We start from the raw sequence: 21,831 nt of genomic DNA on the forward strand, positions 1-21,831 counted from the left end.
ACGCCCCACCCGTTAAAAAACGGGGGGTGAGCCGCAACGGAGTATTAACATACACTAAACTATCTTTGCTGATCGAGAGCAACCGGAGCGTTCCTGGTGGAGAAGGCAACACGCATACGCTATTTCGATGCGAGCAGGCATTCGGTCACGCCGATACGATCCAAGACCGCGCATTCCGACTTTCTGCGAACGGGTCGTATCAGCCGTTATGAAGAGCGCTGGCTGCCGAGGGAGCGCGTCTATTACAGCCATGACGACGTGGCTGCGCTGACCGGACGCAAGCTGGAGGCGGCCGCCGACGCCACCCATAGCCGCCTCAACACCTTTCACCAGTCCATCCGCTTCCCGAAGATGGTTTTTCACCATCTGCTCAATGACCGGCCGCATCTCGGTTACTGTCACGTGACAGCCGCGCGGACCAGCTTCGATGCCGAACGCCATGTGCTCTGGTCCTTCTATTTCGCAAATTTCTTCGCAGAACTGAGCGGGGCCGAAAACTTCTTCGAAAACATCGATGCGCGCTATTCGAGGATGTATTTCGCCGTCGCCATCAACGCGCTTCCCGATCAGGCGGCCGCCATCGACACATCCTTCCACCGCAGCGGCCTGCTGTTCCAGACCCACGATCCGCGCGTGGCGCTGAAAAACGTGCTCATGCTCGGTGCGCGTTCGGAAGAGATGCGCAAGATCATCAAGGCGATATAAACGCGACAAAGCGCCTCTGGGCCTAAAACCGCGGGGCACTTCGAGGCGATATGCATTAGCGCTTCCCACTCCGCCCTGAAATACGCTATTGACGGCCGTGAAAGGCAGCACTATGGCGCGTCACATCAACATCGACAATGAGCGGGAAACAGCCCTGCAGACGGCCGCAGCCGAGCTTGCCGCCGGCCAGCCCATCGCCCTGCCGACAGAAACGGTTTACGGCCTTGCCGCCGACGCCACCAATCCGGCGGCGATTACCCGCATTTACGAGACCAAGGGCCGGCCGCAGTTCAACCCGCTGATCTGCCATATGGCCGATATCGCCATGGCCGAACGTTACGCCGTCTTCGATCCCATATCTCGGAAACTTGCCGAGGCCTTCTGGCCCGGCCCGCTGACGCTGGTGCTGCCGCTGAAACCGGCAAGCGACATTCATTCGCTGGCGACGGCGGGGCTCGATACGGTCGGCATCCGCGTGCCGCAGGGCTTTGCCGGCGATCTGATCCGTCGCTTCGGCAGGCCGCTCGCTGCCCCCAGCGCCAATAGTTCCGGCAAGATCAGCCCGACAAGTGCGGCCCATGTAGAGGCGGATCTCGGCCAGAAGATCAATCTCATTCTCGATGGCGGCGCGGCCTCCGTCGGTGTGGAATCCACCATCGTCAAGGTGGAAGAGGATGGCCGGGTGCGGCTGCTTCGCCCCGGCGGCATCGTCACCGCGGACATAGAACGCATTGCCGGCAAACGGCTCGAACGGCCGAAAAAAGCTTCCGCCGCCATTGAGGCGCCGGGAATGCTGGCCTCGCATTACGCGCCGGGCGCCGCCGTGCGGCTCGGCGCCACATCGGTTTCCTCCGGCGAAGCGCTGATCCGGTTCGGCGGCATCGCCGTTTCGGGCGAGGAGACGGCGCGGACCGTTCTCGATCTCAGCCCTTCCGGCGATCTTGCCGAGGCCGCCGCCAATCTGTTCGATTATCTGAAAGCCGCCGATGCAAGCGGTGCGGGCACAATCGCCATCACCGCAATTCCCAGCCATGGTCTCGGAGAGGCGATCAACGATCGCCTTTCCCGCGCCGCCGCGCCGCGAGGCTGACGGCACCCAACCCTTTCGCCCATGTTTCAAAAGACAGCGAGACGACGCCCATGACGACCACCGCCATCCCCTCCTCCGACATCCTCGACCGCTTTGCCGCCATTGTCGGTGAAAAGAATGCGGTGCGCGACCCGGCGGAAATGGCGCCGCGCCTCGTGGAAAATCGCGGCCTTTATCGCGGCGTCTCGCCGCTGCTGCTGAAACCCGGCTCGGTCGAAGAGGTTGCCGCCATCCTGAAGCTCGCCAGCGAGACCGGCACGCCCATCGTGCCGCAGACCGGCAATACCGGCCTTGTGGGCGGGCAGACGCCGCGCGCCGAAGGAACGGACATCATCCTGTCGCTGGAGCGCATGAACCGTGTTCGCGATATCGATCCGGTCGCCAATATCATCGTCGCCGATGCCGGCTGCATTCTCGACGACATTCACAAGGCCGCCGAGACGGTGGAACGGATGTTCCCGCTATCGTTGGGGTCGCAGGGTTCCTGCCGCATCGGCGGCAATCTCGCCACCAATGCCGGCGGCACGGCGGTGCTTGCCTATGGCAATATGCGCCAGCTTTGCCTCGGGCTGGAAGTGGTGCTGCCAACAGGCGAAATCTGGAACGGGCTGCGCCAGCTGAAAAAGGACAATACGGGTTACGATCTGCGCGATCTGTTCATCGGCTCCGAAGGCACGCTTGGCGTCATCACCGGAGCTGTGCTGAAGCTCTTTCCGAAACCGCTCGGCCACCAGGTGGCCTTTGCCGGGCTCACCTCCACCGAGGATGCGCTGAAACTGTTCGAGATGGCTTCCAATCTCTGCGGCACGGCGCTGACCGGTTTCGAACTCATGCCGCGAATCGGCGTCGAATTCACCGCAAGGCACATTCCCGGCGTGCGCGATCCCCTGGAACAGCCGCATGACTGGTACGCGCTCATCGATATTTCCACCTCCGATTCGGCCGAAACAGCGGATAACATGATGCAATCGCTGCTGGAGCGCGGTTTTGAGGCCGGGCTGGTTCAGGATGCGGTGATCGCCGCATCGGAAGCGCAGCGACAGGCGCTCTGGCACATGCGCGAAAGCATGTCGGAGGCGCAGAAGCCCGAAGGCGGCTCGATCAAGCACGATGTGTCCGTTCCGGTATCGAAAATACCGGAATTCATGGCGACGGCGGAAAAGGCGGTTCTCGCCGCCATCCCCGGCGCCCGCATCTGCGCCTTCGGGCATCTGGGCGACGGCAATATTCATTACAATATTTCCCAGCCGGTGGGTGCCGACAAGGCCGAATTCATTGGCCGCTGGCGGGACATGAACGAGATCGTGCACGGCATCGTGCTGTCGCTCGGCGGTTCCATTTCGGCCGAACACGGCATCGGGCAATTAAAGCGCGACGAACTGGCCGCCATCCGCCCCGGCATCGAGATGGAGCTGATGCGGCGCATCAAACACGCTTTCGACCCCGCCGGCATCATGAACCCCGGCAAGGTTCTGGCCGGGTAAAGCGGCCCCCGAGGTTAGGCCGAAGCCCGCAGCGCCCAAGCGGGCACCATTTCCGCATTCAGCCGGCGCGGCTTCTGCGCGCCGACAAATTGCGTCAGGCTCATGCCCGATTTCGCAATCGACACGGCATGTTTCTTTGGCAGAAGATACCCGTGTTCCAATGGCGGAATACGCCGCAGCATACGGCTGAAGACATTGCGCCGGTGATAGCGCGAGGGCGAGAAACGGGCCGGCTGCGCGCAGATCGCCACATATTCGAGAATCTCGTCGATCCAGCCCGCCTGCGGTCGCGCGCCGGGTTCGATCAGAAGCAGCCAGCCGCCGCGTGCGGACTTCACGACGTCTTCAATGTCCCACTGCCCATAAAAACGGCAGCCGGCGGCATCGGCAACACGCGACGATCCATCGCGCGAACCGTGATCGAGAATCACAACATCGCTTACAAGCCCTTCCACGGCCCCGGTGACAAGCGCAGACAAGGTATGCGCCAGCTCCGGCTCGTGATCCCGGCATTCCATTATGACTGTCAACATCTGCATAGCTCTAACGCATCGCACAATAAATTGCCACTGTGCTCATCGTGGTAAAATCTGCGGCTGTCAATGCCGATGCCCGCATAATCTGCGCGCGTGGCCGTGGCTGTCGTGGCGACGCATCCATCTCTGGAGAACAACTGAATTCACAATTTTGTTCTTGTATTGTTCTCATTCCTGATGTAGGAATTTAATCATTCGGAAGGCGGTTGAAAGCCTGCCCGGATGGAAACGGTTTAGGGCGTTGAGCTTGCCTCGAGAGGCGTGCGGCGCCCTGGGAGCATCCAGATGAGAAACCATACGCTTTCGGGGCAGGCTGCCTTCCAGCCGAGCCATATGCCTGATATTGCCAATGCGCTTGCCGATGCATCCGGCCTGCGCATCGAGATTGACCGCCGTCGCGGCCGTGGCGCCGGACTGAACCCGGATGGACGCTTCGAGACCCTGCAGCACGAGGTTTTCGACGATGGCTGGCAGACGCTCGAGGACATGCCGGAATTCCGCACCGAGGTGCAGGTGGAAAAGCCGCGCAGCATCATCACCCGCAATGAATCGCCCGATATCCCCTTCGACCGTTCCATCAATCCCTATCGCGGCTGCGAACATGGCTGCATCTATTGTTTTGCCCGTCCCACGCACAGCTATATGGGGCTTTCCGCCGGGCTGGATTTCGAAGCCAAGCTCTTCGCCAAGCCGGATGCGGCGAAGCTGCTGGAACGGGAACTGGCGAAGCCGGGCTACAAGCCGCGGGTGATCGCCATCGGCACCAATACCGATCCCTATCAGCCGATCGAGCGCGAATGGCGCATCATGCGGCAGATACTGGAAGTGCTGGCCAAGGCCGATCATCCCGTCGCCATCGTCACCAAATCGGCGCTGATCAAGCGGGATATCGATATTCTGGCGCCCATGGCCAAAAAGGGGCTCGCCAAGGTCGGTATTTCCGTGACCACGCTGGACCGGAAGCTCGCGCGCAACATGGAGCCCCGCGCCGCCACGCCGGAGAAGCGGCTGGAAGCGGTCAAGGCGCTGACCGAGGCCGGCATTCCCGTGGCCGTGATGATGGCGCCTGTCATCCCTGCCCTCAACGATCATGAGATCGAACGTATTCTCGAGGCCGGCAAGGCTGCCGGTGCGACGGAGGCGTCCTATGTGCTTTTGCGCCTGCCGCTGGAGGTGAGCCCGCTGTTCCGTGACTGGCTGCTGCGCAACTATCCGGACCGCTACCGTCATGTCATGTCGCTGGTGCGCTCGATGCGCGACGGCAAGGATTACGACGCAGAATTCGGAAAACGCATGAAGGGCGCCGGCCCCTATGCCTGGCAGATCGGCAGGCGTTTCGAAATGGCGACCAAGCGGCTCGGCCTCATCCGCCGCGGCATCCACCTTCGCGACGATCTCTTCGTGCCGCCGGGCGGTGCAGGCGTGCAATTGTCGCTGCTTTGAGAAGCAAACGCTGAAAGTGACTGAGGGTGATGAATGCCCGAACTGAACTCGACGTCATCCTCGGGCTTGACCCGAGGATCTAAACCGAGCGCGATAATGGATCCTCGGGTCAAGCCCGAGGATGACGTCGAGCATGAAGGATAACTCGCCGACAATCGGAGGCTCTGTGAGCCTATAATAAACGGAATTCAAAACGATAAGGAGCAACCTTCTCATCTTGTTGCTCTCGACGAAATGCCCGACGGGTTTTCCCTGGCCCGCCGGTCATCGCCCCCGGAACCGCCGCCTCGCGTGTGATCGTTTTTCCTCCGCCGCCCCGTTGGAGGATCAAAGGTCATGATGACCTTCGGGGCACGGTGAGCCACGCCCCTTGACCCCGGCTCACCGCGCCTGTCATCGCCCGCTTCCGGGGGCTTGCAGGAGATCGGGTGTGTATGCCAGTTTCGCCGCATGAAACGCACGGCCACACCCGATTCTCCTGCTCTTTTTGATCTTGCCGATACCGGCCCCGATTTTTCCTTCGAACTGGAAGCGAAAAAGAAGGGCCTCTGGCCCGTGGCCGGCACGGATGAGGCAGGACGGGGACCTCTGGCCGGACCGGTGGTTGCGGCAGCCGTCATTCTCGATCCGGACAATATTCCCAAGGGGATGGACGATTCCAAGAAGCTGACGAAGCAGAAGCGGGAAAGCCTGTTCTTACAGATCATGGAAACCTCGATCGTGTCCGTCGCCTCTTCCGGCCCCGGCCTGATCGACAGCATGAATATCCTGCGCGCCAGCCTCGACGCCATGCGCCGCGCCGTGCTCGGTCTCGAAATCTCCCCTGCCCTCGTGCTGGCCGACGGCCGCGACCGCCCGCCCGGCATCGCCTGCGAGGCCAAAGCCGTCATCAAGGGCGATTCCCGCTCCCTCTCCATCGCCGCCGCCTCGATCATCGCCAAGGTGACACGCGACCGGATGATGGAACGCGCGGGTGTGGTGCATTCGTCCTACGGCTTTGAAGGCCATGCCGGTTACGGCACGCCGGCCCATCTACGCGCCATCGAAAGCCACGGGCCCTGCCCGCTGCACCGGATGAGCTTCAGGCCGTTGAAGCAGGGCTGACCACGCGGGGTAATGGAGTTTTGGCCATAACTTCAGTTATTGGTACGAGGCTGCCATTGCAGGCCGTTGACGATGCCGGAGATGGGCGGGAGGCCGACTTTCAGCTTTTGCGTGTAAATGGTTACATAGCCGACCGTTAGCGGCGAATAGGAGTTATCGTGAACGCGCAGATCGATCTAATAAAAGATATCATCCGCGAACTTACACGACTTGAATCCGTGCCGATAGCGGAGCGGGCGGGTGACGACGATTTCTCGTTACCACGCATGATCGATGCCGGAAATGGAGAATCTCTTATCGTCTCACGTGAGCTGGATGAGGGAATCGTACGGTTCGCAAAGCGGCTGATGGATGACGATCCATTCCTAAAGCCGAAATTTACGCATGCCGAATGGCAGGCAATTGTAAGACGCGCATTTGGCCCGGCTCTAGTATCTATTGACCTAGATGACAATCTTGAAGCAAACGCATCGAACGTCCTTGAGCGTGTTAAAAAGAACGCAATTCAAGGCACGATAGGCAAGAGCATTCGAGAATATGCATTTGGGTGCTCGTTGTTTAGCGGCAAAGATTTCAATCCATTTAACATCGGCCCAGTCTTATTTGAGCCCCGGGGCGTTTGGCTCGAACGTAAGCACAAGGATGGCGGGATCTCAACACTATCCCAGCGGCGGATTGAGCGTGCTTGGCAAGGTGGTAAACTCCGAAAGCGCAAACCTTCGTTCGAGAGTTTCGCCGAAATGGACGTGATCGACGCCATTGGATCGTGCCAATTCGTATGCAGCGTCACCATCAATGATCTCGGCTCAGAGGCCGGACGAGAACAGACCCTCATGGCCGCACGGCTTGCGACAACGGCCATAGCGCTAACGTGGCAGACCCCCTCTAGAGCCCTTAACGGCATCAATCTAACATTTGATCGTCAACCTCACCGCCGCAAAACTCTAACCTTCATCGCTGGAAAAGAACTATTCTCAACGTCGAGCTGGTCGCACCTCCCGCATGGGCCATATATTAAGTCTGACGAGTGGCAAACCGTTTTGAAAGAGAAGGCCGATATATTTGCAGTGGTGGGAGAAATGCTGGGCTACGTCATTAGCCCCAGCGGGAGCACTGTCCGCCCTAAGATGATGTCAACGCTCTTCCATGCGTTCTTGTGGTTTCACGAAGCGTGCCGCGAACCTTTTTCTCACATTGCAGTTGCCAAAATGGCCGCATCTCTCGACGCCTTGGCATGCGGAAAAAAATCGGGCGGCATACTCGCACTCATCAATGCTCGTCTGAAGATGGAGGACAATAGACCTATTCGTTCTGGTGGTCCGACCCTCAAGAACACAATCGAACGCATATATAACCAAGGCCGCAGCCGACTTATCCACGGAAACAACGAAGAATTGCGCAGTGACTGGTCTGACACGAAAGCCCTTGCGGAACAGTTCGGCAGGCTTTGTTTATTGCTTTGTCTTGACTGGATCGCCAACAACCCGAATTGCGACGATCCAAATCAGCTTCGCCTAAATAGAAACTGAGACCCCGCTCAGCCTAAGTTACTATCATTGGGTTCAGATGAACACTCTCGGGATTTGCATATTTAGCTCCCAACGTCCCACGATTGGATCGAAAATAATACAAAGTATCCCGATATACAGCCCGCTCTGGCAGGTAATCCGCTACTGAGAAAACGAAAGCCAAAGGGCTCCAATCCCCTCCCCGTTGGACCTCACCTACCAGCTTCACCAACTCAAACAAAAAACCCCTCACGGCTCGCGCCGGAGGGGCTTTGAACAATACCGAGATAAATCTCAGTTCAGCTTCGACTTCACTTCGCCGATGGTGGCGGTGAAAAGCTTGGCCTTTGCGGCGGCGGTGGTCTTTTCGGCAATGAGCTTCTCGGAAGCAGCAATGGCGATATCCACGGCGGCGGCGCGGACGGCGCCGATGGCGTCGTCTTCGGCCTGCTTGATCTTCTGTTCCGAAAGGGCCGTGCGGCGGGCGACGAATTCTTCCGTCTTCTGCTTGGCTTCTTCCGTCAGGGCTGCGGCCTCGCGCTCGGCGGCGGCAACGATACCTGCGGCTTCCGCCTCGGCTTCCTTGCGCTTGCGCTGATATTCGGCCAGCAGGTGCTGGGCCTCTTCGCGCAGGCGCTTGGCTTCGGCCAGCTCGTCCTGGATGTTCTGGGCGCGCTCGTCCAAGGACTTGGAGAGCATGCCCGGAACCTTGAGATAGGCGATCAGAACGAAGAAGAGGACGAGACCGACGAGAGCGAAAAATGATGCATCAAATGCCATATCAGGCTCCCTTCACGTTCGAAGCGGCGGCAATCGCTGCCTTGACGTCCGTGTCCTTGACCTTTGCGCCAACCAGCTGGTCGACGATTGCGGTCGCGGTTTCCTCGGCAATGGCGCCGACATCGGCGAATGCCTGTTCCTTGATGCCGGCAATGCGCTTTTCGGCGGCGGCAAGATTTTCGGCGAGACCGGCTTCGATAGCGGCGCGGTCGGCATCGGCCTTCACCTTGGCGGCGTCACGGGCGGCAGAACCGATGGAGCTTGCCTTGGCGCGGGCTGCCGCGAGTTCTTTTTCATAGGTTTCGACGGCTGCGTCGGCTTCGCTTTTCAGCCGAGCCGCTTCGTCGAGATCCTGTGCGATGCGTCCATGACGGTTTTCGAGAATGCCGCCAACGCGCGGAACGATGACCTTCTGCATGAGCAGATAAAAAAGGCCGAACGTGATCGCCAGCCACAGGACCTGCGATGCATAAGTAGACTGGTCGAACGGCGGGAATACGCCGGAAGCACCTTCGGAACCATGTGCTACACCGGTTTCCGTGTGCGTGGCCTCCGGTTGCGGCTGGCCGACGGCCGGAGTTTCCGTATGCGTTTCACCTACGGTCGGTGCTGACTGGGCATAAGCCTCGGTCACGAACATGCTCACCTCCAGGGGGACTGCAAATGCGAAGGATCACGGCACGCTCTGTTGCGGGCCGTGATCCAGACCTGATGCTGATATTAAACAGCGAACAGGAGAAGGAGAGCAACGAGCAGCGAGAAGATGCCCAGAGCTTCCGTAACGGCGAAGCCGAATACCAGACGGCCGAACTGGCTGTCGGCAGCAGAGGGGTTGCGCAGTGCGCCGGACAGGTAATCACCGAAGATACGGCCGAGTGCGAGGGACGTACCAGCCATGCCGAGGCATGCGAGACCTGCGCCGATGTACTTTGCTGCTTCCGCTTCCATGTGAGACTCCTTGAGATATTGGTTGTTGCGGCTGTTTTTGACGCCCGTTGCCGGGGCCAGCGACTTTACTTCTCAGTGACCACCATGCACGGCGTCGTTCAGGTACATGCAAGTCAGTACCGCGAAGACATAAGCCTGCAGGAAGGCAACGAGAAATTCGAGAGCGGTCATCGCGACCGTCATGATGAGAGGCAGGACAGCGCCGCCGACACCGAGCGCGCCGAGCGCGCTCATGGAGGCGACGAAGCCTGCGAAAACCTTGAGTGTGATGTGGCCGGCCAGCATGTTCGCGAAAAGACGAACCGAAAGGCTGATCGGGCGCGACAGGAACGAGATCATTTCAATTGACGCGACAAGCGGCAAAAGCGCCTTGGGAACGCCCGAGGGGGCGAAGATGCCGAAGAAATGCAGGCCGTGCTTGTAAAAACCGTAAACGACGACCGTGCCAATAACGAGGCAGGCGAGCGCGAAGGTGACGATGATCTGGCTGGTGACCGTGAAGAAATACGGGAACATGCCGAGAAGGTTGGCCGTCAGCACGAACATGAACAGCGAGAAGACGAATGGGAAGAACACCATGCCCTTCTTGCCGGCGCCTTCGCGCAGCATGGAGGCGATGAATTCATAGGACATTTCAGCAACGGACTGCATGCGGGTCGGGATCAGGCCGCGGTTCGACGTTGCGAAATAAAGGAAACCGGAAGCGGCGGCCACGGTCGCGACCATGAAGAGCGACGCATTGGTGAAGGAAAAATCGACGCCGCCAATTTCGATCGGAATGATCGGCTGCACCAAGAACTGATGGGTCGGATCGTTTGCCACCGGCTGCCCTCTTTACCTGTCGCCGCATTCCGCGGCATCTCATTTGCAAGAAAAAACAGCCTAGATGCCGCCTTTTCCACCCTCGTCTCGCCTGTCCGCCTTTTCCAGCAGCGGCGGCTTGGCCACCGCGCCGGTCGAGCGCAACACATTCAATACGCCTGCGCAGAAACCGAGAAGAAGAAGAACGATCATCCCCCACGGCGTCGTGCCGGCAAAATAGTCCAGAAGATAACCCAGCATAGCGCCGACCACGATGGCCGAAATGAACTCCGATGAGAGCTTTACCGCCATCGCAAAGCCTTTCCGGCTTTCCGCGGCATTCGTCTCCGCCCTCACTTCCGCCTCATCCTCCGCCTTCACCTTCGCCAACTCGTCAGCTAGGCGCTTGCGGCGCTCGTCCAGACTATCGTCACGGTTGCCAGTCATCTTAAAATCCCACCCATTTTCTCCGTTCCAGCCATGCCAGAACCCTTTGGAGTTGTAAACGGTGACGGATTAAGCCTGTTCCAGCCCGCTCTGAAGTCGCGCGCAACATAGTTTTAGGGGCTTCTCTAGTCAAGGCACTGGCGATGGTTGTTACAGCACAAATTAATCACGCAAAAACAACAGCTTGACCTCAAGCCGCCGTTTGACCGCGATGTTTCGCAAAGGAATCGGCATTTTTGACACGCAAAATGCGACAAATCGGCGGTGGTATCAGCTCCAGCCGCCACCATAGGTACGGTAAAAGACGTGCAATCCGATTCTGCCGACCTTCTTCATCGTGCGGCCCCAGGCGGGACGCACGTAGACGGCGTGATAATGGGTTGCCGAACCCACTTCCTTCAGCCAGATCTTGCCGGCGGTGGTGGCCATGGCCACTTCGCGCGCCATTTTCCAGTGGCGTTCGGAATTCACCCGGTCCTTGATATTGTCGCAGGCGAAGGAAAACTGGCAGCGGTTGCGCCAGTCCTTGTTCTGATAAACGACGCCGCAGATGGTTTTCGGATAGGCGGGATTGCGCACGCGGTTGAGGATGACCTGCGCCACGGCCGCCTGTCCCTTCACCGATTCTCCGCGCGCCTCGAAATAGATGCCGGATGCCAGGCATTGCTGCTCGGCTGCGGAAAACACCTCGGCCGGCAGCGGGGTCGCGGCCCATGCGTGGTCCTCGGCGCCGATCTGCGGCACGAAACGGCCTGCCTCCGGCTTTTTGAGAATGGCGTCGAACGGCGATTCACGGGCGAAATCCGGTGCGGCCGGTGCGTAAGCCGTCGCAAGAATATCCGGCGTGCGGTTGGTGACGAGCTCGGCCAGCATCGGCGAGACGCTCTTGTCCGCCTTCTTTTCGTCGCGGCGGAAATAGAAGGAGGCAAGTTCCACGTCGTTGCTGCCGCGTTTCGGCTTGACGAAAGCGGTGCGGTCCCTGCGTTTCAGCGGCTCGATATCCAGCATGCTGGTGCGCTGCAGGACGGAACCGGCGGTGAAGGCCTTCGGCGGCTGCATGATTTCGGTTGCGACGATGCGGCCCTTCTTGGCTGCGCGGTTCACGCGCTCGCTGTCCGGCGTCGTCGGCTCACCCTTCTTGTTGGTGACAAAGGCGACCCGGCTGCCATCCGGCAGGGTCATGCCGCCGCCATGCAATGCGGCCTCCCCTGCGGGGTCATCGAAAGCCAGCGAGGCATTGTGAACGGAGCCAGCGGGAGAGGCCGTCAGCACCATGCGCCATTGCTCGCCGCCATTGTCCAGACCGGCCAGAAGCGAGGCCAGATCCGCACGCGCGGTAAGAGAGGGAAAGACGAGCCAGGCGGCGAGGCCGAAGACGACGGGCGAGGTCCATTTTGACGCCCACCCCTGAAAGGACACGGGGGACCGAGGACGCATTACTCTTTTCGAACGCAAAACCAGCACTCCGAACACCGACAACCATATTTGCTACAGGTGTTCGAGAATCTCTTATTAACCTTGATGCTTGGTTAACGCCGCGCGCGGACGCGGTTTCACGTTAATGTGTAACCATCTTCCAATAGTCAGACGACGACGTGCGAACCCAATTCCACCACGCGGTTGGCCGGCAGGCGGAAATAATCCGACGGATCGGCCGCCGTTTCGGCGAGCGCGATGAACAGGCGGTTCTGCCAGCCCGGCATGCCCGATTTCGGATCCGGCACCAGCTTGCGCCGGCCGAGATAGAACGAGGTCGACATGATGTCGAACTTGTAGCCGGTGCGCCTCAGATAGCCCAGCGCCTGGGTGACGTTCTGGGTTTCCATGAAGCCGAAATGCAGTTCGACCACGACAAAACGGTCGCTCATCTTCGTCAGCGTATAGCGGTCTCCCGGATGCACACGCGGCTGGTCCTCGGTGCGGATGGTCAGGATGACGTTCTTGTCGTGCAGGACGTGGTTATGCTTGAGATTGTGCAGCAGCGCCGCCGGCACGGCCTCCGGATCGCCGGTCAGGAAGATCGCCGTACCGGGCACACGCACCGGCGCGTGGGCGCTTTCCTTTTCCACCGAGGCGATGAAGGCCTTCAGCGGCACATCGATACGGCGGGTCTTGGCGAAGAGGATCTTCGAGCCGCGCTGCCAGGTGGTCATGATGATGGTGAAGGCGATCGCCAGCATCACCGGCACGTAGCCGCCATCATGAATCTTGAGCAGGTTGGCGCCGAGGAACACCAGTTCCAAAAGCAGCAGCGGCGCCAGCACGGCAAGAGCCAGCCAGACCGACCATTGCCAGCGCTTGCGCACGAATTCGAAGAACATCAGGCTGGTGACGACCATCGCACCGGTGACGGAGATGCCATAGGCAGTGGCCAGCGCGTCCGAACTCTTGAAGGTGAGGACGAGCGCGACGACACCGAACAGCAGGATGGTGTTGACGGCGGGAAGGTAGATCTGCCCCGTATTGGTTTCCGAGGTGAAGAGGATTTCCATGCGCGGCAGGTAACCGAGATGGATCGCCTGACGCACCAGCGAAAACGCGCCTGTTATGACCGCCTGGCTGGCGATGATGGTGGCGGCGGTGGCCAGAATGACGGCCGGCAGGATCGCCCATTGCGGGAACATCAGGTAGAACGGATTGGCCATCGCCGTCGGGTCTTTCAGAACCAGCGCGCCCTGCCCGAGATAGTTCAGCGTCAGCGCCGGGAAAACCAGACAGAACCACGCCCACTGGATGGGACGGCGGCCGAAATGGCCAAGATCGGCATAAAGCGCCTCTGCGCCGGTGATCGTCAGGAACACCGCGCCGAGAACGACAATGCCGTAAAAACCCTCATTCGACAGAAATTCAACGGCATGCCACGGATTGAAGGCATAAAGGATGCTGAAATCGTCGGCGATGTGGAAAAGCCCGGCAAGGCCCATGACGATGAACCAGACGGCCGTAATCGGCCCGAAAAATTTCGCCACCGTTCCCGTGCCGTGGGACTGGATGGCGAAGAGGCCGATGAGAATGCCGACTGAAATCGGGATGACGAAATCATCCATCGCCGGCGTGACCAGTTTCAGGCCCTCCACCGCCGACAGCACCGACAGCGCCGGCGTGATCATGGCGTCGCCCAGGAACAGCGCCGCGCCGATGAGGCCGAGCACGATGAGAACACCGCGATGGGTGCCCGCCGTTTTCATCAGCAGCGCCAGCAGCGACAGCGTGCCGCCCTCGCCGTCATTGTCGGCGCGCAGAAGAAGCGTGATATATTTAAACGTCACGATGATCGTCAAAGACCAGATCATCAGGGAGATCAGGCCGATGACCTCGTTTTCGGTGACGCCGTCATAGGCGATAGGCCGCAGGGCCTCGCGGAAGGCATAAAGCGGGCTGGTGCCGATATCGCCGTAAACGACGCCAATGGAACCAAGGATCCCGGCGTAAAGCCCCTTGTTCTTGTGCGCGTCATCCGCATCCGGCTTCTCGGCAAGATCCTTGTCAGCAATCTGGGACATGATGATCCTGGCTCCTCAGAGCCAGCCCTTCCAACGAAAAAAGAGAAACGGGATGATTGCGGACATCAGCATGACGACCAGCGCAAGAGGATACCCAAATGTCCAGTTCAACTCCGGCATGAGCTGAAAGTTCATTCCATAAATCGAGGCCACCAGGGTCGGCGGCAAAAACACCACCGAGGCAATGGAGAAAATCTTGATGATGCCGTTCTGCTCGATGTTGATGATACCGAGCGAGGCGTCCAGCAGGAAGGTCAGATTGCCGGAAACGAAAGAGGCGTGCTCCGTCAGGGACTGGATATCGCGGGAAATCGACTTGCCCTGTTCACGTGCGCCCTTGTCCTCGCGAACCTGGTCGCTGGTGGACAGGAAGGTCTGCAGGCGCGCCAGCGAGGCGAGGCTGTCGCGAACCTTCGAGATCAGGCGGTGGTAGCCGGCGATATTGGTCAGGCGGTCGTCGAGATAACGCGGCGCCTTGCGCTTGGCCCGCGACTGGCTGCCGAGAATATCGGCGGCGAGATTGTCGATACCGGCAACCGAGTTTTCGAGAATTTCCGCCGTGCGGTCGACGATGGTTTCGAGCAGCTTCAGCAGAAGCGCCGCGCCGCTGCGCATGTCGTGCGGCACGCGGGTGATGGCGGCAATGAAAAGATGGAAGGATTTCGGCTCGGCATAACGGATCGTCACCAGACGCTTGCCGGCCAGGATGAAGGCGACATCGGTCAGGCGCGGATCGTCCGAATCCGCCTTCCACACCAGGGAGGCGGTCATGAAGACATTACCGTCTTCCATATAAAGCCGGCTGGAAGGCTCGATATCCTTCAGGTCCTCTCGGGTGGGCAGATCGAGCCCCAGCAGCATTTCCACATGCTGCTCTTCCGCCCTGTCAGGATTGACGAGATCGATCCAGACGATGTCGTCGGGAATCGGTCCGGAGCCGTCGTCACACGACAGGCTGATCGCCTCGCAATTGGCGCGATAGGCATTTATCAATCCGTTTCTCCGCTCCACATTGCAGGCTTCAGCCGCAATGCTGCTTAACATATCCTGTTTGCGGTCGGCAAACCTTTGGATGACACTTCAGGGAATACCGCAGCCGGCGGGATCTCATATCCCGACAGCCCGATGGACCAAGAGCCAAACGGCGCAGGCGTATGCGCCCAAAGAGAGATGCAATCAAGCAATATTTTTTCGCGACAGCATTGCAGGCGAAGCATTTCTGGAGTTCACCCCCGGAAAAACCGCCCGATACTGGCGATTAATCTTCTGTTTTCAAAGGACTATTCGAGGCCTGACGCCGCCCGTCCGGGTTTTGGCCGAGGCCGGGGCGCTATTCGAAAACGATTCTCGGCGCGGCCTTTCTCTCGCCTGCGCCGATCCGCGCCCAGACCTTTCCGGCGATATCGCGATAGATCGCGGCCTGCGGGCCATCAGGTTCGGCCACGACGACGGGCGTTCCGGCATCCGAATATTCACGGATGGAGATGGTGAGCGGCACCTCGCCGAGGAACGGCACGCCGATCCTTTCAGCTTCCGCCTTCGCACCGCCGTGACCGAAAATATCGTAGCGCGCGCCGGTATCGGGCGCGATGAAATAGCTCATATTTTCGATGACGCCGAGCAGCGGCACTTCCACCTTGCGGAACATGGTGATGCCCTTGCGCGCATCGAGCAACGCCAGATCCTGCGGCGTGGAGACGATGACGGCGCCGGCAAGCGGCACCTGCTGGGCGATGGTGAGCTGCGCATCGCCCGTGCCGGGCGGCATGTCCAGCACCAGCACATCCAGCTCGCCCCAGGCTACTTCGCGCAGCATCTGCATCAGCGCGGACTGCACCATCGGTCCGCGCCAGATCATCGCGGCTTCCTCATCCACAAGAAAACCCATGGACATCACCTTCAGCCCGTAATTTTCCATGGGGAGGATGATGCGGTCTTCCTGCTGTTTCGGACGGCCGGAAATTTTCAGCAGTCGCGGCAGCGAGGGACCGTAAATATCGGCATCGAGCATGCCGACCCTGAGGCCGAGCGCCTGAAGGCCGAGCGCCAGATTGACTGCGGTCGTCGACTTGCCGACCCCGCCCTTGCCCGAGGCCACGGCGATGATGGCGCCGACACCCGGAACACCCACCTTCGCCGAGCGCGGCTGCGCGGCCGGGCGACCGGTTGCGGCGGCGGGACGCGCCGGTGCGGGCTGCTGCTGGCCGGGCTTGCGGTCGGCCGTCAGCGCAACGACCGCGCCGGCAATGCCTTCCACGCTTTTGGCCGCCCGTTCGGCCGCAAGCCTCAAGGGTTCCATTTCCGACGCCTTGTCGGCCGGCACCGTAATCGAGAAATAGGCTTTCGCCTCGGCGATGAAGATTTCCGAAACCATGCCGAGCGCGACGATGTTTTGGCCGCTGCCCGGATAGATGACGGTTTCCAACGCCTTTTCGACCTGGTTCCTGCTGACCTCTGCCATATTTCCACTCCGCTCTATCGTCCGGCCGGGTAAGGGCTATATTCCGGCCATCCATAGACAAGCCGAAGCGCTTCGCCAATGCCAAAGCGCGAACGTGACGCATTCGCGACGATTTAACGCTGCAGCTTCAGATTTCGTCGTCCATCTCGAGCGTTTCCGGATCGAAAACATGGCCGTCGAAAAAACAGTCGGGACCGAGCACGAGGCCCGTACGGGATGCGCCGACATGAACCGGCTCACGCAACGTGCCCTCCAGCTTCAGATTGGCGCCCGGCACCGGCACAAAAAGCGGCTTCATGGCCTTGCGGAAAATATCCGGCCGATAGGCGTTGCGTGCGGCCTCCACCAGGGCCGCATTGAACCGCTGATCGGCGGAAACCTCACCCCAGCGCAACATCTGGCTGAAGAACCACAGGGCCTGGCTCTGCCACGGGAAATTGGCGGCCTTGGCGCTCGTTACGAAAAACTCCTGAAAACGCTGCATGTCCTTCTGCGAGGTGGAGATATAGCCCGTCAGCGCCGGCAGCAGGTGCTCGCCGTTCTCATCCATATATTGCGGGGCGGCAAGGATACCGGCCAGCTCCTCGATATTGGCGGCATTGGCGCACCATTCGCCGGCGCGGTAAAGCGCACGCAGCAAACCCTCCAGCGGGGCGGCATTCTCCTCCGCCCAGCCTCTTTTCACGGCCAGCATCTTTTCCGGCGCATTGTGCCAGATCAGCGCCCCGGTGGTGACGATCCGTCCCGCCCCACCAAGCACCACGGCGCTGCCGGCCGGTTCGGCGGTACAGAGCGCATCGACCTTGCCGCTTTCCAGGAGCGCCGGCATCGCCTTCGGCAGGGCTTCGACGATTTCCATATCCCGGCCAAGCAGCACGCCGCAGCTTCCGAGCAGATAACGCAGCGCATAAAAGGGCGTGGAGACAATATCCTCGACGGCAAAGACCGGCGGATTCTCGCCCGCAGCCCGGCGTGCGGCGCAGACACGGGCCATCGCCCGTCCGAAAGCCGCCGGATCCGGCAGCTTCAGCCCTTCGCGATAAAGTTCGTCATAAAATCCGTGCGAAACGGTCGTTGCCGATCCGCCAAGGGAGAGCGTGAAAACGCCGACAATATCGGCCGGGAGATCGTCGAGGCCGACCGCGGAACCGACGGGGATCGGGGCCGGCAGATGCGCGGCATGGACGCCACCCTCGCCGAGCGCCGCAAGCACGGCGCGCGCGGACTGTTTTCGGAAAAGTTCCAGTTCTATGCCTTCATCGGCAGCAAAGCCTTTTTCGGCAGCGGCTATCAGCACGGCGCAGTCGATAGTCGGAGAAAATCCTGCTTTTACCTTATGCCGTTCCGGCAAACGATTTCTCCTTTCCGGTGATTCGAAGGAAGGATCGCCCAGGAAGCGGTTTATCACAATGATAAAATTAGGATTTCGCTATTTTATCAGCCCCACTCGCAACGCTTTTGCGACAGCCTGGGTGCGGTTGACCGTATCGAGTTTTTTCGTCGCGCGGTTCAGGTAATGATTGATGGTATGTTCCGACAGCATCATGATCTCAGCGATTTCGGCGCTGGTCTTGCCGGCGGCGGTCCAGTTCAGACAGTCGATCTCCCGCTCGCTCAATGTTTCGGGAACCCTGAAATCGAGACGGCGTATTTCAGACAGCCGGGCAAAGACATGGCTGGAAATGTAAAAAAGCTCCGCTAGCCGGCTGGCGGACAGCGCGGTCTTGTTGCCGGAAAAGGATACCGCTCCCCGTCGCATGGTGATGTCGTGAACGGGAAACCACACCGAATTGATCATCTCGAACCGTTCGAAGAGGTTGATCACGGTTTTCTTGGCGGTTTCTCCGTCGCCTCCGGCCAGAAAATCCACGGAGACGGAAAAGGGTACGGTGGTTTTTTTCAACTGCGCCATTACCAGGCTGGTCTGCAACAGGCCCTCTTCATCGTAACGCTGCAGAAGCTCGGCCGGCCAGCTCGTGATGATCGTGTATTGCGATAGTTCGCTCGCCACTTCCGAAGACAGGTCGAGCACCATGAAGGCCCTGAATTCCCAGGCCTCCGTCAGCCGTTTCAGAAACCGGAATATATCGAATTGGGTGTTGAGATCGGCGATCTCGCGAACGCAATCAACACCAATCGACTGAACGGCGGCCGTCTCTGTTTTCTGCATCAAAGCTGTTCTTCGAGAATGAGAAAATGCCGCCGCAAAGACCCGCCTTTGCCCGGAAATCGTGGCGGATGTTACTCACCAAAACGATTCATGCAAACAAAAGTTGAAAACTTAATTCAGAATAGTCGAAAATAATGTTGGAGGCATTGGAATGGGTGCATGCAGGGCAGTTCCACCCGCGGAAATCCACGGGGCCGCGCCCCGTTTTTTTCCTCAACCATCCGCAACCGGGGATAATCTGCAGGCAAGATCGTCGGAAATCCTGTCGGCGGTCTCGCGCACCAGGGGGGCCCATTTGCGGAGCTGCTCGACATCCACGCGATAGGCTGGGCCGGTGACGGAAATCGCCGCCCGAAAATTGCGGCCGGGCGCCCGGACCGGTGCGGCGACACAGTGAATTCCGATCTCGTGTTCCTGAAGGTCGAAACCGTAGCCATTGTCGCTGATGGCCACCACATCGGCCATCAGCGCTTCCGGCGTGGTGATCGTATTTTCCGTGAAGCGATGGAAGTCCAGCCCTGCGGCGAGTTCCACCAGATCATCGGCTGACAGCAGCGACAGCGCCGCCTTGCCCACCCCGGTGCAATAGGCTGGCGAGGTTTTGCCGACCTGCGAATGCATGCGCAACGTGTGCTGCCCCTCCATCTTGTCCAGATAGGTCACCTGTCTACCGTTCAGCACGGCGAGATGCACCGATTCCTGCGTCACCTCCTGCAAGGCCGCCAGGTGGGGGGCCGCGACGCTGCGCAGGTCGTTGCCGCTCCAGGCTTTCGCGGCCAGTTGCAGCAACCTCAGCCCCACGGCATAGGTCTGATCGGCAGCGTGATCGACAAGGCCTTCGGCGACAAGATGGGCGAGCTGGCGGTGAACCGTGCCGCGCGGCTGGCCGCAGGCTTCGACCACATCGGTAAAACGCATCGGCTTTTCGGCAAAGGCGATCAACTCCAGCAGCGAGACGGCCTTGCCGAGCGTGCCCGTCTCAACTCCGGCCTTCCGCTGCACCGCCGGAACCGTTTCAGGCTTTTGCTCATTGGGCTTTTTATTATCGGGCATGGCAACATCCACCATCATCTGCCTTGACATAAGCGTGACGCCAAGAGAATAATTCCATTTAGTAAAATCTAGTTCCAAATAATGGAACAATCAAGCCTTTCATGGACGAGATGACGCCGATGACGCAAGCCCAATTTCCGGACCTCAAGGATGCGGGCGTGCTCGTCACCGGCGGCGGTTCCGGCATCGGGGCATCACTGGTGGAAGCCTTTGCGATGCAGGGCGCGAAGGTTTCGTTCATCGATATCGCCGAAGAGCCGAGCCTTGCGCTCGTCAAGCGGCTTGCAACGACGACGCCGCATCCGGTCCACTTCTTCAAGACCGACCTTCGCGATATTGCGGCGATCGGAAAGACGGTGGAGGCCGCGGCCTCCGCCACCGGCGGCATAAAGGTGCTGGTCAACAACGCCGCCTGGGACGACCGCCACGACATAAACACGGTGACGGAAGCCTATTGGGACGCCAATCAGGCGGTCAATCTCAAGCAGATGTTCTTCACGGTTCAGGCAGCCCTGCCCTATCTGCGGCAGGCGAAGGACGCCTCCATCGTCAATTTCTCGTCCATCTCGTTTCTGCTCAACATGGGCGAGCTGCCCTCCTATGCGGCGGCCAAGGCCGGCATCATCGGGCTGACGAAAAGCCTCGCCGGACGGCTGGGGCCGGAAAATATCCGCGTCAACACGCTGCTGCCCGGCATGATCGTGACGGAACGGCAGAAGGAACTATGGCTGACGGATGAGGGCATTGCCGCCACCACCGCGCGGCAATGTCTGAAACGCACGCTCGTCGCCGCCGATCTGGCGGGCCCGTGCCTGTTTCTCGCATCATCGGCATCGGGCGCCATCACGGCGCAATCCATAATCGTAGACGGAGGCCTTCTATAATGTCCGAACCCGCTTTCATCGCCGTCGACTGGGGCACGACCAGTTTCCGGCTCTGGCTCATGAGCCGATCGGGCGCGGTGCTGGCGGAGCGCAGAAGCACGGAAGGCATGACTACTGCCATGCGGACCGGTTTTGCCGATGTGCTGCAATCGCATCTCGACGCCATCGGCGCGCCGGAAGGTTTGCCGGTTCTCGTCTGCGGCATGGCAGGCGCGCGGCAGGGCTGGGTCGAGGCGGGTTATATCGACGTGCCGGCACCGCTTTCGGCGGTTCTCGACGGCGCGGTTCGCGTGCCGGGCCAGGCGCGGGATGTGCGGATTCTGCCGGGGCTGGCGCAACGGGACAAAAACGCGCCCGACGTCATGCGCGGCGAGGAAACGCAGTTGCTCGGCGCTCTCGCTTCCTCGGGCGCCGGTGAAAAGCTCGTCTGCATGCCCGGCACCCATTCCAAATGGGTGACCGTCAAGGATGGCGGCGTGACGGGTTTCGCCACGTTCATGACCGGCGAACTCTTCGAAGTCGTCTCGAAACAGACGATCCTTTCCCATGCGGTGGCCGAGGCCGAAGCCTTTACCGGCAAGCATGCGGCCTTCACGGCGGCGGTGCGCGACATCTATGCCAATCCGCAGCTTGCGACCAATCGCTTTTTCACCCTTCGCTCCGGCCAGTTGCTGCACGGCCTTACCGCCACCGACGCCAAGGCCAAGCTTTCCGGCATCATGATCGGGCTGGAAATCGCCGGCGCGCATTCGACAGCGCGGCGCGAGACGCCGGTGGTGCTGATCGGTTCCGGTGCGCTCGGCGCGCTTTATGAGGGCGCCTTCACCGCCCTTGATATCCACTATACGGTCATTGACGCCGACGAAGCCGTGCGGCGCGGATTGCTGGCCGCTGCAAACGCCATCTGGCCATAA

General features: G+C 60.1%; 20 protein-coding genes and 1 pseudogene. 8 read left to right on the forward strand and 13 right to left on the reverse strand.

Annotated features, from left to right (window positions below; all coding sequences use genetic code 11):
• Positions 1-96: 96 nt before the first annotated feature.
• The 3 genes from N5D22_RS25660 (at position 97) to N5D22_RS25670 (ending at position 3,279) form a co-directional block, all read left to right on the forward strand.
• Positions 97-705 carry a DUF6656 family protein gene (locus N5D22_RS25660; RefSeq protein ID WP_279658921.1) on the forward strand — a complete coding sequence of 203 codons (609 nt, stop codon included), beginning with the start codon at positions 97-99 and terminating at the stop codon, positions 703-705.
• A 112-nt stretch (positions 706-817) separates the two neighbouring features.
• On the forward strand, positions 818-1,795 hold the full coding sequence (locus tag N5D22_RS25665) for an L-threonylcarbamoyladenylate synthase (protein ID WP_279658920.1): 978 nt from the start codon (positions 818-820) through the stop codon (positions 1,793-1,795).
• Between the two features lie 50 nt (positions 1,796-1,845).
• Positions 1,846-3,279, forward strand: coding sequence for an FAD-binding oxidoreductase (locus N5D22_RS25670; protein ID WP_279658919.1), 1,434 nt, complete (start codon positions 1,846-1,848; stop codon positions 3,277-3,279).
• Positions 3,280-3,293: 14 nt separating this feature from the next.
• Here N5D22_RS25670 and N5D22_RS25675 read toward each other — a convergent pair whose 3' ends face one another.
• Positions 3,294-3,812, reverse strand: a complete 519-nt coding sequence (locus tag N5D22_RS25675) for a hypothetical protein (RefSeq protein ID WP_003521054.1) — start codon at positions 3,810-3,812, stop codon at positions 3,294-3,296.
• 288 nt (positions 3,813-4,100) lie between these two features.
• Here N5D22_RS25675 and N5D22_RS25680 point away from each other — a divergent pair, with 288 nt between their 5' ends.
• From N5D22_RS25680 to N5D22_RS25690, 3 genes are all read left to right on the forward strand, one after another.
• Positions 4,101-5,258, forward strand: coding sequence for a PA0069 family radical SAM protein (locus N5D22_RS25680; RefSeq protein ID WP_020810756.1), 1,158 nt, complete (start codon positions 4,101-4,103; stop codon positions 5,256-5,258).
• A 450-nt stretch (positions 5,259-5,708) separates the two neighbouring features.
• Positions 5,709-6,362: a ribonuclease HII gene (locus tag N5D22_RS25685; protein ID WP_279658917.1), complete on the forward strand. Its 654-nt coding sequence runs from the start codon at positions 5,709-5,711 to the stop codon at positions 6,360-6,362.
• A 158-nt stretch (positions 6,363-6,520) separates the two neighbouring features.
• Entirely contained in the window at positions 6,521-7,891 is a 1,371-nt protein-coding gene (locus N5D22_RS25690; protein ID WP_279658916.1) for a hypothetical protein, read from the forward strand.
• Positions 7,892-8,164: 273 nt separating this feature from the next.
• Here the strand turns inward: N5D22_RS25690 and N5D22_RS25695 are convergent, their stop codons facing one another.
• From N5D22_RS25695 to N5D22_RS25750, 12 genes and pseudogenes are all read right to left on the reverse strand, one after another.
• Positions 8,165-8,650: a F0F1 ATP synthase subunit B gene (locus N5D22_RS25695; RefSeq protein ID WP_279658915.1), complete on the reverse strand. Its 486-nt coding sequence runs from the start codon at positions 8,648-8,650 to the stop codon at positions 8,165-8,167.
• Between the two features lies 1 nt (position 8,651).
• Positions 8,652-9,290, reverse strand: coding sequence for a F0F1 ATP synthase subunit B (locus N5D22_RS25700; RefSeq protein ID WP_279658914.1), 639 nt, complete (start codon positions 9,288-9,290; stop codon positions 8,652-8,654).
• 80 nt (positions 9,291-9,370) lie between these two features.
• Positions 9,371-9,598, reverse strand: coding sequence for a F0F1 ATP synthase subunit C (locus N5D22_RS25705; protein ID WP_003494147.1), 228 nt, complete (start codon positions 9,596-9,598; stop codon positions 9,371-9,373).
• Between the two features lie 72 nt (positions 9,599-9,670).
• Entirely contained in the window at positions 9,671-10,420 is a 750-nt protein-coding gene (locus tag N5D22_RS25710) for a F0F1 ATP synthase subunit A (RefSeq protein WP_004440258.1), read from the reverse strand.
• 60 nt (positions 10,421-10,480) lie between these two features.
• On the reverse strand, positions 10,481-10,846 hold the full coding sequence (locus tag N5D22_RS25715) for an AtpZ/AtpI family protein (protein ID WP_279658913.1): 366 nt from the start codon (positions 10,844-10,846) through the stop codon (positions 10,481-10,483).
• Positions 10,847-11,116: 270 nt separating this feature from the next.
• The gene (locus N5D22_RS25720; protein WP_279658912.1) at positions 11,117-12,283 is read right to left on the reverse strand and encodes a cell wall hydrolase; all 1,167 of its coding nucleotides are present in this window, start codon (positions 12,281-12,283) and stop codon (positions 11,117-11,119) included.
• 146 nt (positions 12,284-12,429) lie between these two features.
• A pseudogene (locus N5D22_RS25725) lies at positions 12,430-14,265 on the reverse strand (potassium transporter Kup); the annotation flags it as partial.
• A gap of 99 nt (positions 14,266-14,364) precedes the next feature.
• Complete coding sequence (locus N5D22_RS25730) at positions 14,365-15,342, reverse strand: magnesium transporter CorA family protein (protein WP_279658910.1); 978 nt, start codon at positions 15,340-15,342, stop codon at positions 14,365-14,367.
• 337 nt (positions 15,343-15,679) lie between these two features.
• Complete coding sequence (locus N5D22_RS25735) at positions 15,680-16,810, reverse strand: Mrp/NBP35 family ATP-binding protein (RefSeq protein WP_279658909.1); 1,131 nt, start codon at positions 16,808-16,810, stop codon at positions 15,680-15,682.
• 127 nt (positions 16,811-16,937) lie between these two features.
• Positions 16,938-18,161, reverse strand: a complete 1,224-nt coding sequence (locus N5D22_RS25740) for a CmpA/NrtA family ABC transporter substrate-binding protein (protein ID WP_279658908.1) — start codon at positions 18,159-18,161, stop codon at positions 16,938-16,940.
• A 78-nt stretch (positions 18,162-18,239) separates the two neighbouring features.
• A complete protein-coding gene (locus N5D22_RS25745; RefSeq protein WP_279658907.1) occupies positions 18,240-18,980 on the reverse strand; it encodes an autoinducer binding domain-containing protein in 741 nt (246 codons plus the stop codon).
• A gap of 213 nt (positions 18,981-19,193) precedes the next feature.
• Positions 19,194-20,063 carry an IclR family transcriptional regulator gene (locus tag N5D22_RS25750; RefSeq protein ID WP_279658906.1) on the reverse strand — a complete coding sequence of 290 codons (870 nt, stop codon included), beginning with the start codon at positions 20,061-20,063 and terminating at the stop codon, positions 19,194-19,196.
• A 71-nt stretch (positions 20,064-20,134) separates the two neighbouring features.
• Here N5D22_RS25750 and N5D22_RS25755 point away from each other — a divergent pair, with 71 nt between their 5' ends.
• Positions 20,135-20,917 (forward strand): SDR family NAD(P)-dependent oxidoreductase, encoded by a 783-nt coding sequence (locus N5D22_RS25755; protein ID WP_279658905.1) that lies wholly within the window; start codon positions 20,135-20,137, stop codon positions 20,915-20,917.
• Positions 20,917-21,831 (forward strand): 2-dehydro-3-deoxygalactonokinase, encoded by a 915-nt coding sequence (locus N5D22_RS25760; RefSeq protein ID WP_279658904.1) that lies wholly within the window; start codon positions 20,917-20,919, stop codon positions 21,829-21,831. Before N5D22_RS25755 ends, N5D22_RS25760 begins: the two co-directional genes overlap by 1 nt.

This window comes from Agrobacterium sp. GD03872, from assembly GCF_029840625.1.
Classification (GTDB): Bacteria; Pseudomonadota; Alphaproteobacteria; order Rhizobiales; family Rhizobiaceae; genus Agrobacterium; species Agrobacterium fabrum_A.

Coding starts and splice junctions, on each gene's coding strand:
- N5D22_RS25665 (WP_279658920.1), top strand. CDS start 818: ATGGCGCGTCACATCAACATCGACAATGAGCGGGAAACAGCCCTGCAG.
- N5D22_RS25670 (WP_279658919.1), top strand. CDS start 1,846: ATGACGACCACCGCCATCCCCTCCTCCGACATCCTCGACCGCTTTGCC.
- N5D22_RS25675 (WP_003521054.1), bottom strand. CDS start 3,812: ATGTTGACAGTCATAATGGAATGCCGGGATCACGAGCCGGAGCTGGCG.
- N5D22_RS25680 (WP_020810756.1), top strand. CDS start 4,101: ATGAGAAACCATACGCTTTCGGGGCAGGCTGCCTTCCAGCCGAGCCAT.
- N5D22_RS25685 (WP_279658917.1), top strand. CDS start 5,709: ATGAAACGCACGGCCACACCCGATTCTCCTGCTCTTTTTGATCTTGCC.
- N5D22_RS25695 (WP_279658915.1), bottom strand. CDS start 8,650: ATGGCATTTGATGCATCATTTTTCGCTCTCGTCGGTCTCGTCCTCTTC.
- N5D22_RS25700 (WP_279658914.1), bottom strand. CDS start 9,290: ATGTTCGTGACCGAGGCTTATGCCCAGTCAGCACCGACCGTAGGTGAA.
- N5D22_RS25705 (WP_003494147.1), bottom strand. CDS start 9,598: ATGGAAGCGGAAGCAGCAAAGTACATCGGCGCAGGTCTCGCATGCCTC.
- N5D22_RS25715 (WP_279658913.1), bottom strand. CDS start 10,846: ATGACTGGCAACCGTGACGATAGTCTGGACGAGCGCCGCAAGCGCCTA.
- N5D22_RS25720 (WP_279658912.1), bottom strand. CDS start 12,283: ATGCGTCCTCGGTCCCCCGTGTCCTTTCAGGGGTGGGCGTCAAAATGG.
- N5D22_RS25735 (WP_279658909.1), bottom strand. CDS start 16,810: ATGGCAGAGGTCAGCAGGAACCAGGTCGAAAAGGCGTTGGAAACCGTC.
- N5D22_RS25745 (WP_279658907.1), bottom strand. CDS start 18,980: ATGCAGAAAACAGAGACGGCCGCCGTTCAGTCGATTGGTGTTGATTGC.
- N5D22_RS25750 (WP_279658906.1), bottom strand. CDS start 20,063: ATGTCAAGGCAGATGATGGTGGATGTTGCCATGCCCGATAATAAAAAG.
- N5D22_RS25755 (WP_279658905.1), top strand. CDS start 20,135: ATGGACGAGATGACGCCGATGACGCAAGCCCAATTTCCGGACCTCAAG.
- N5D22_RS25760 (WP_279658904.1), top strand. CDS start 20,917: ATGTCCGAACCCGCTTTCATCGCCGTCGACTGGGGCACGACCAGTTTC.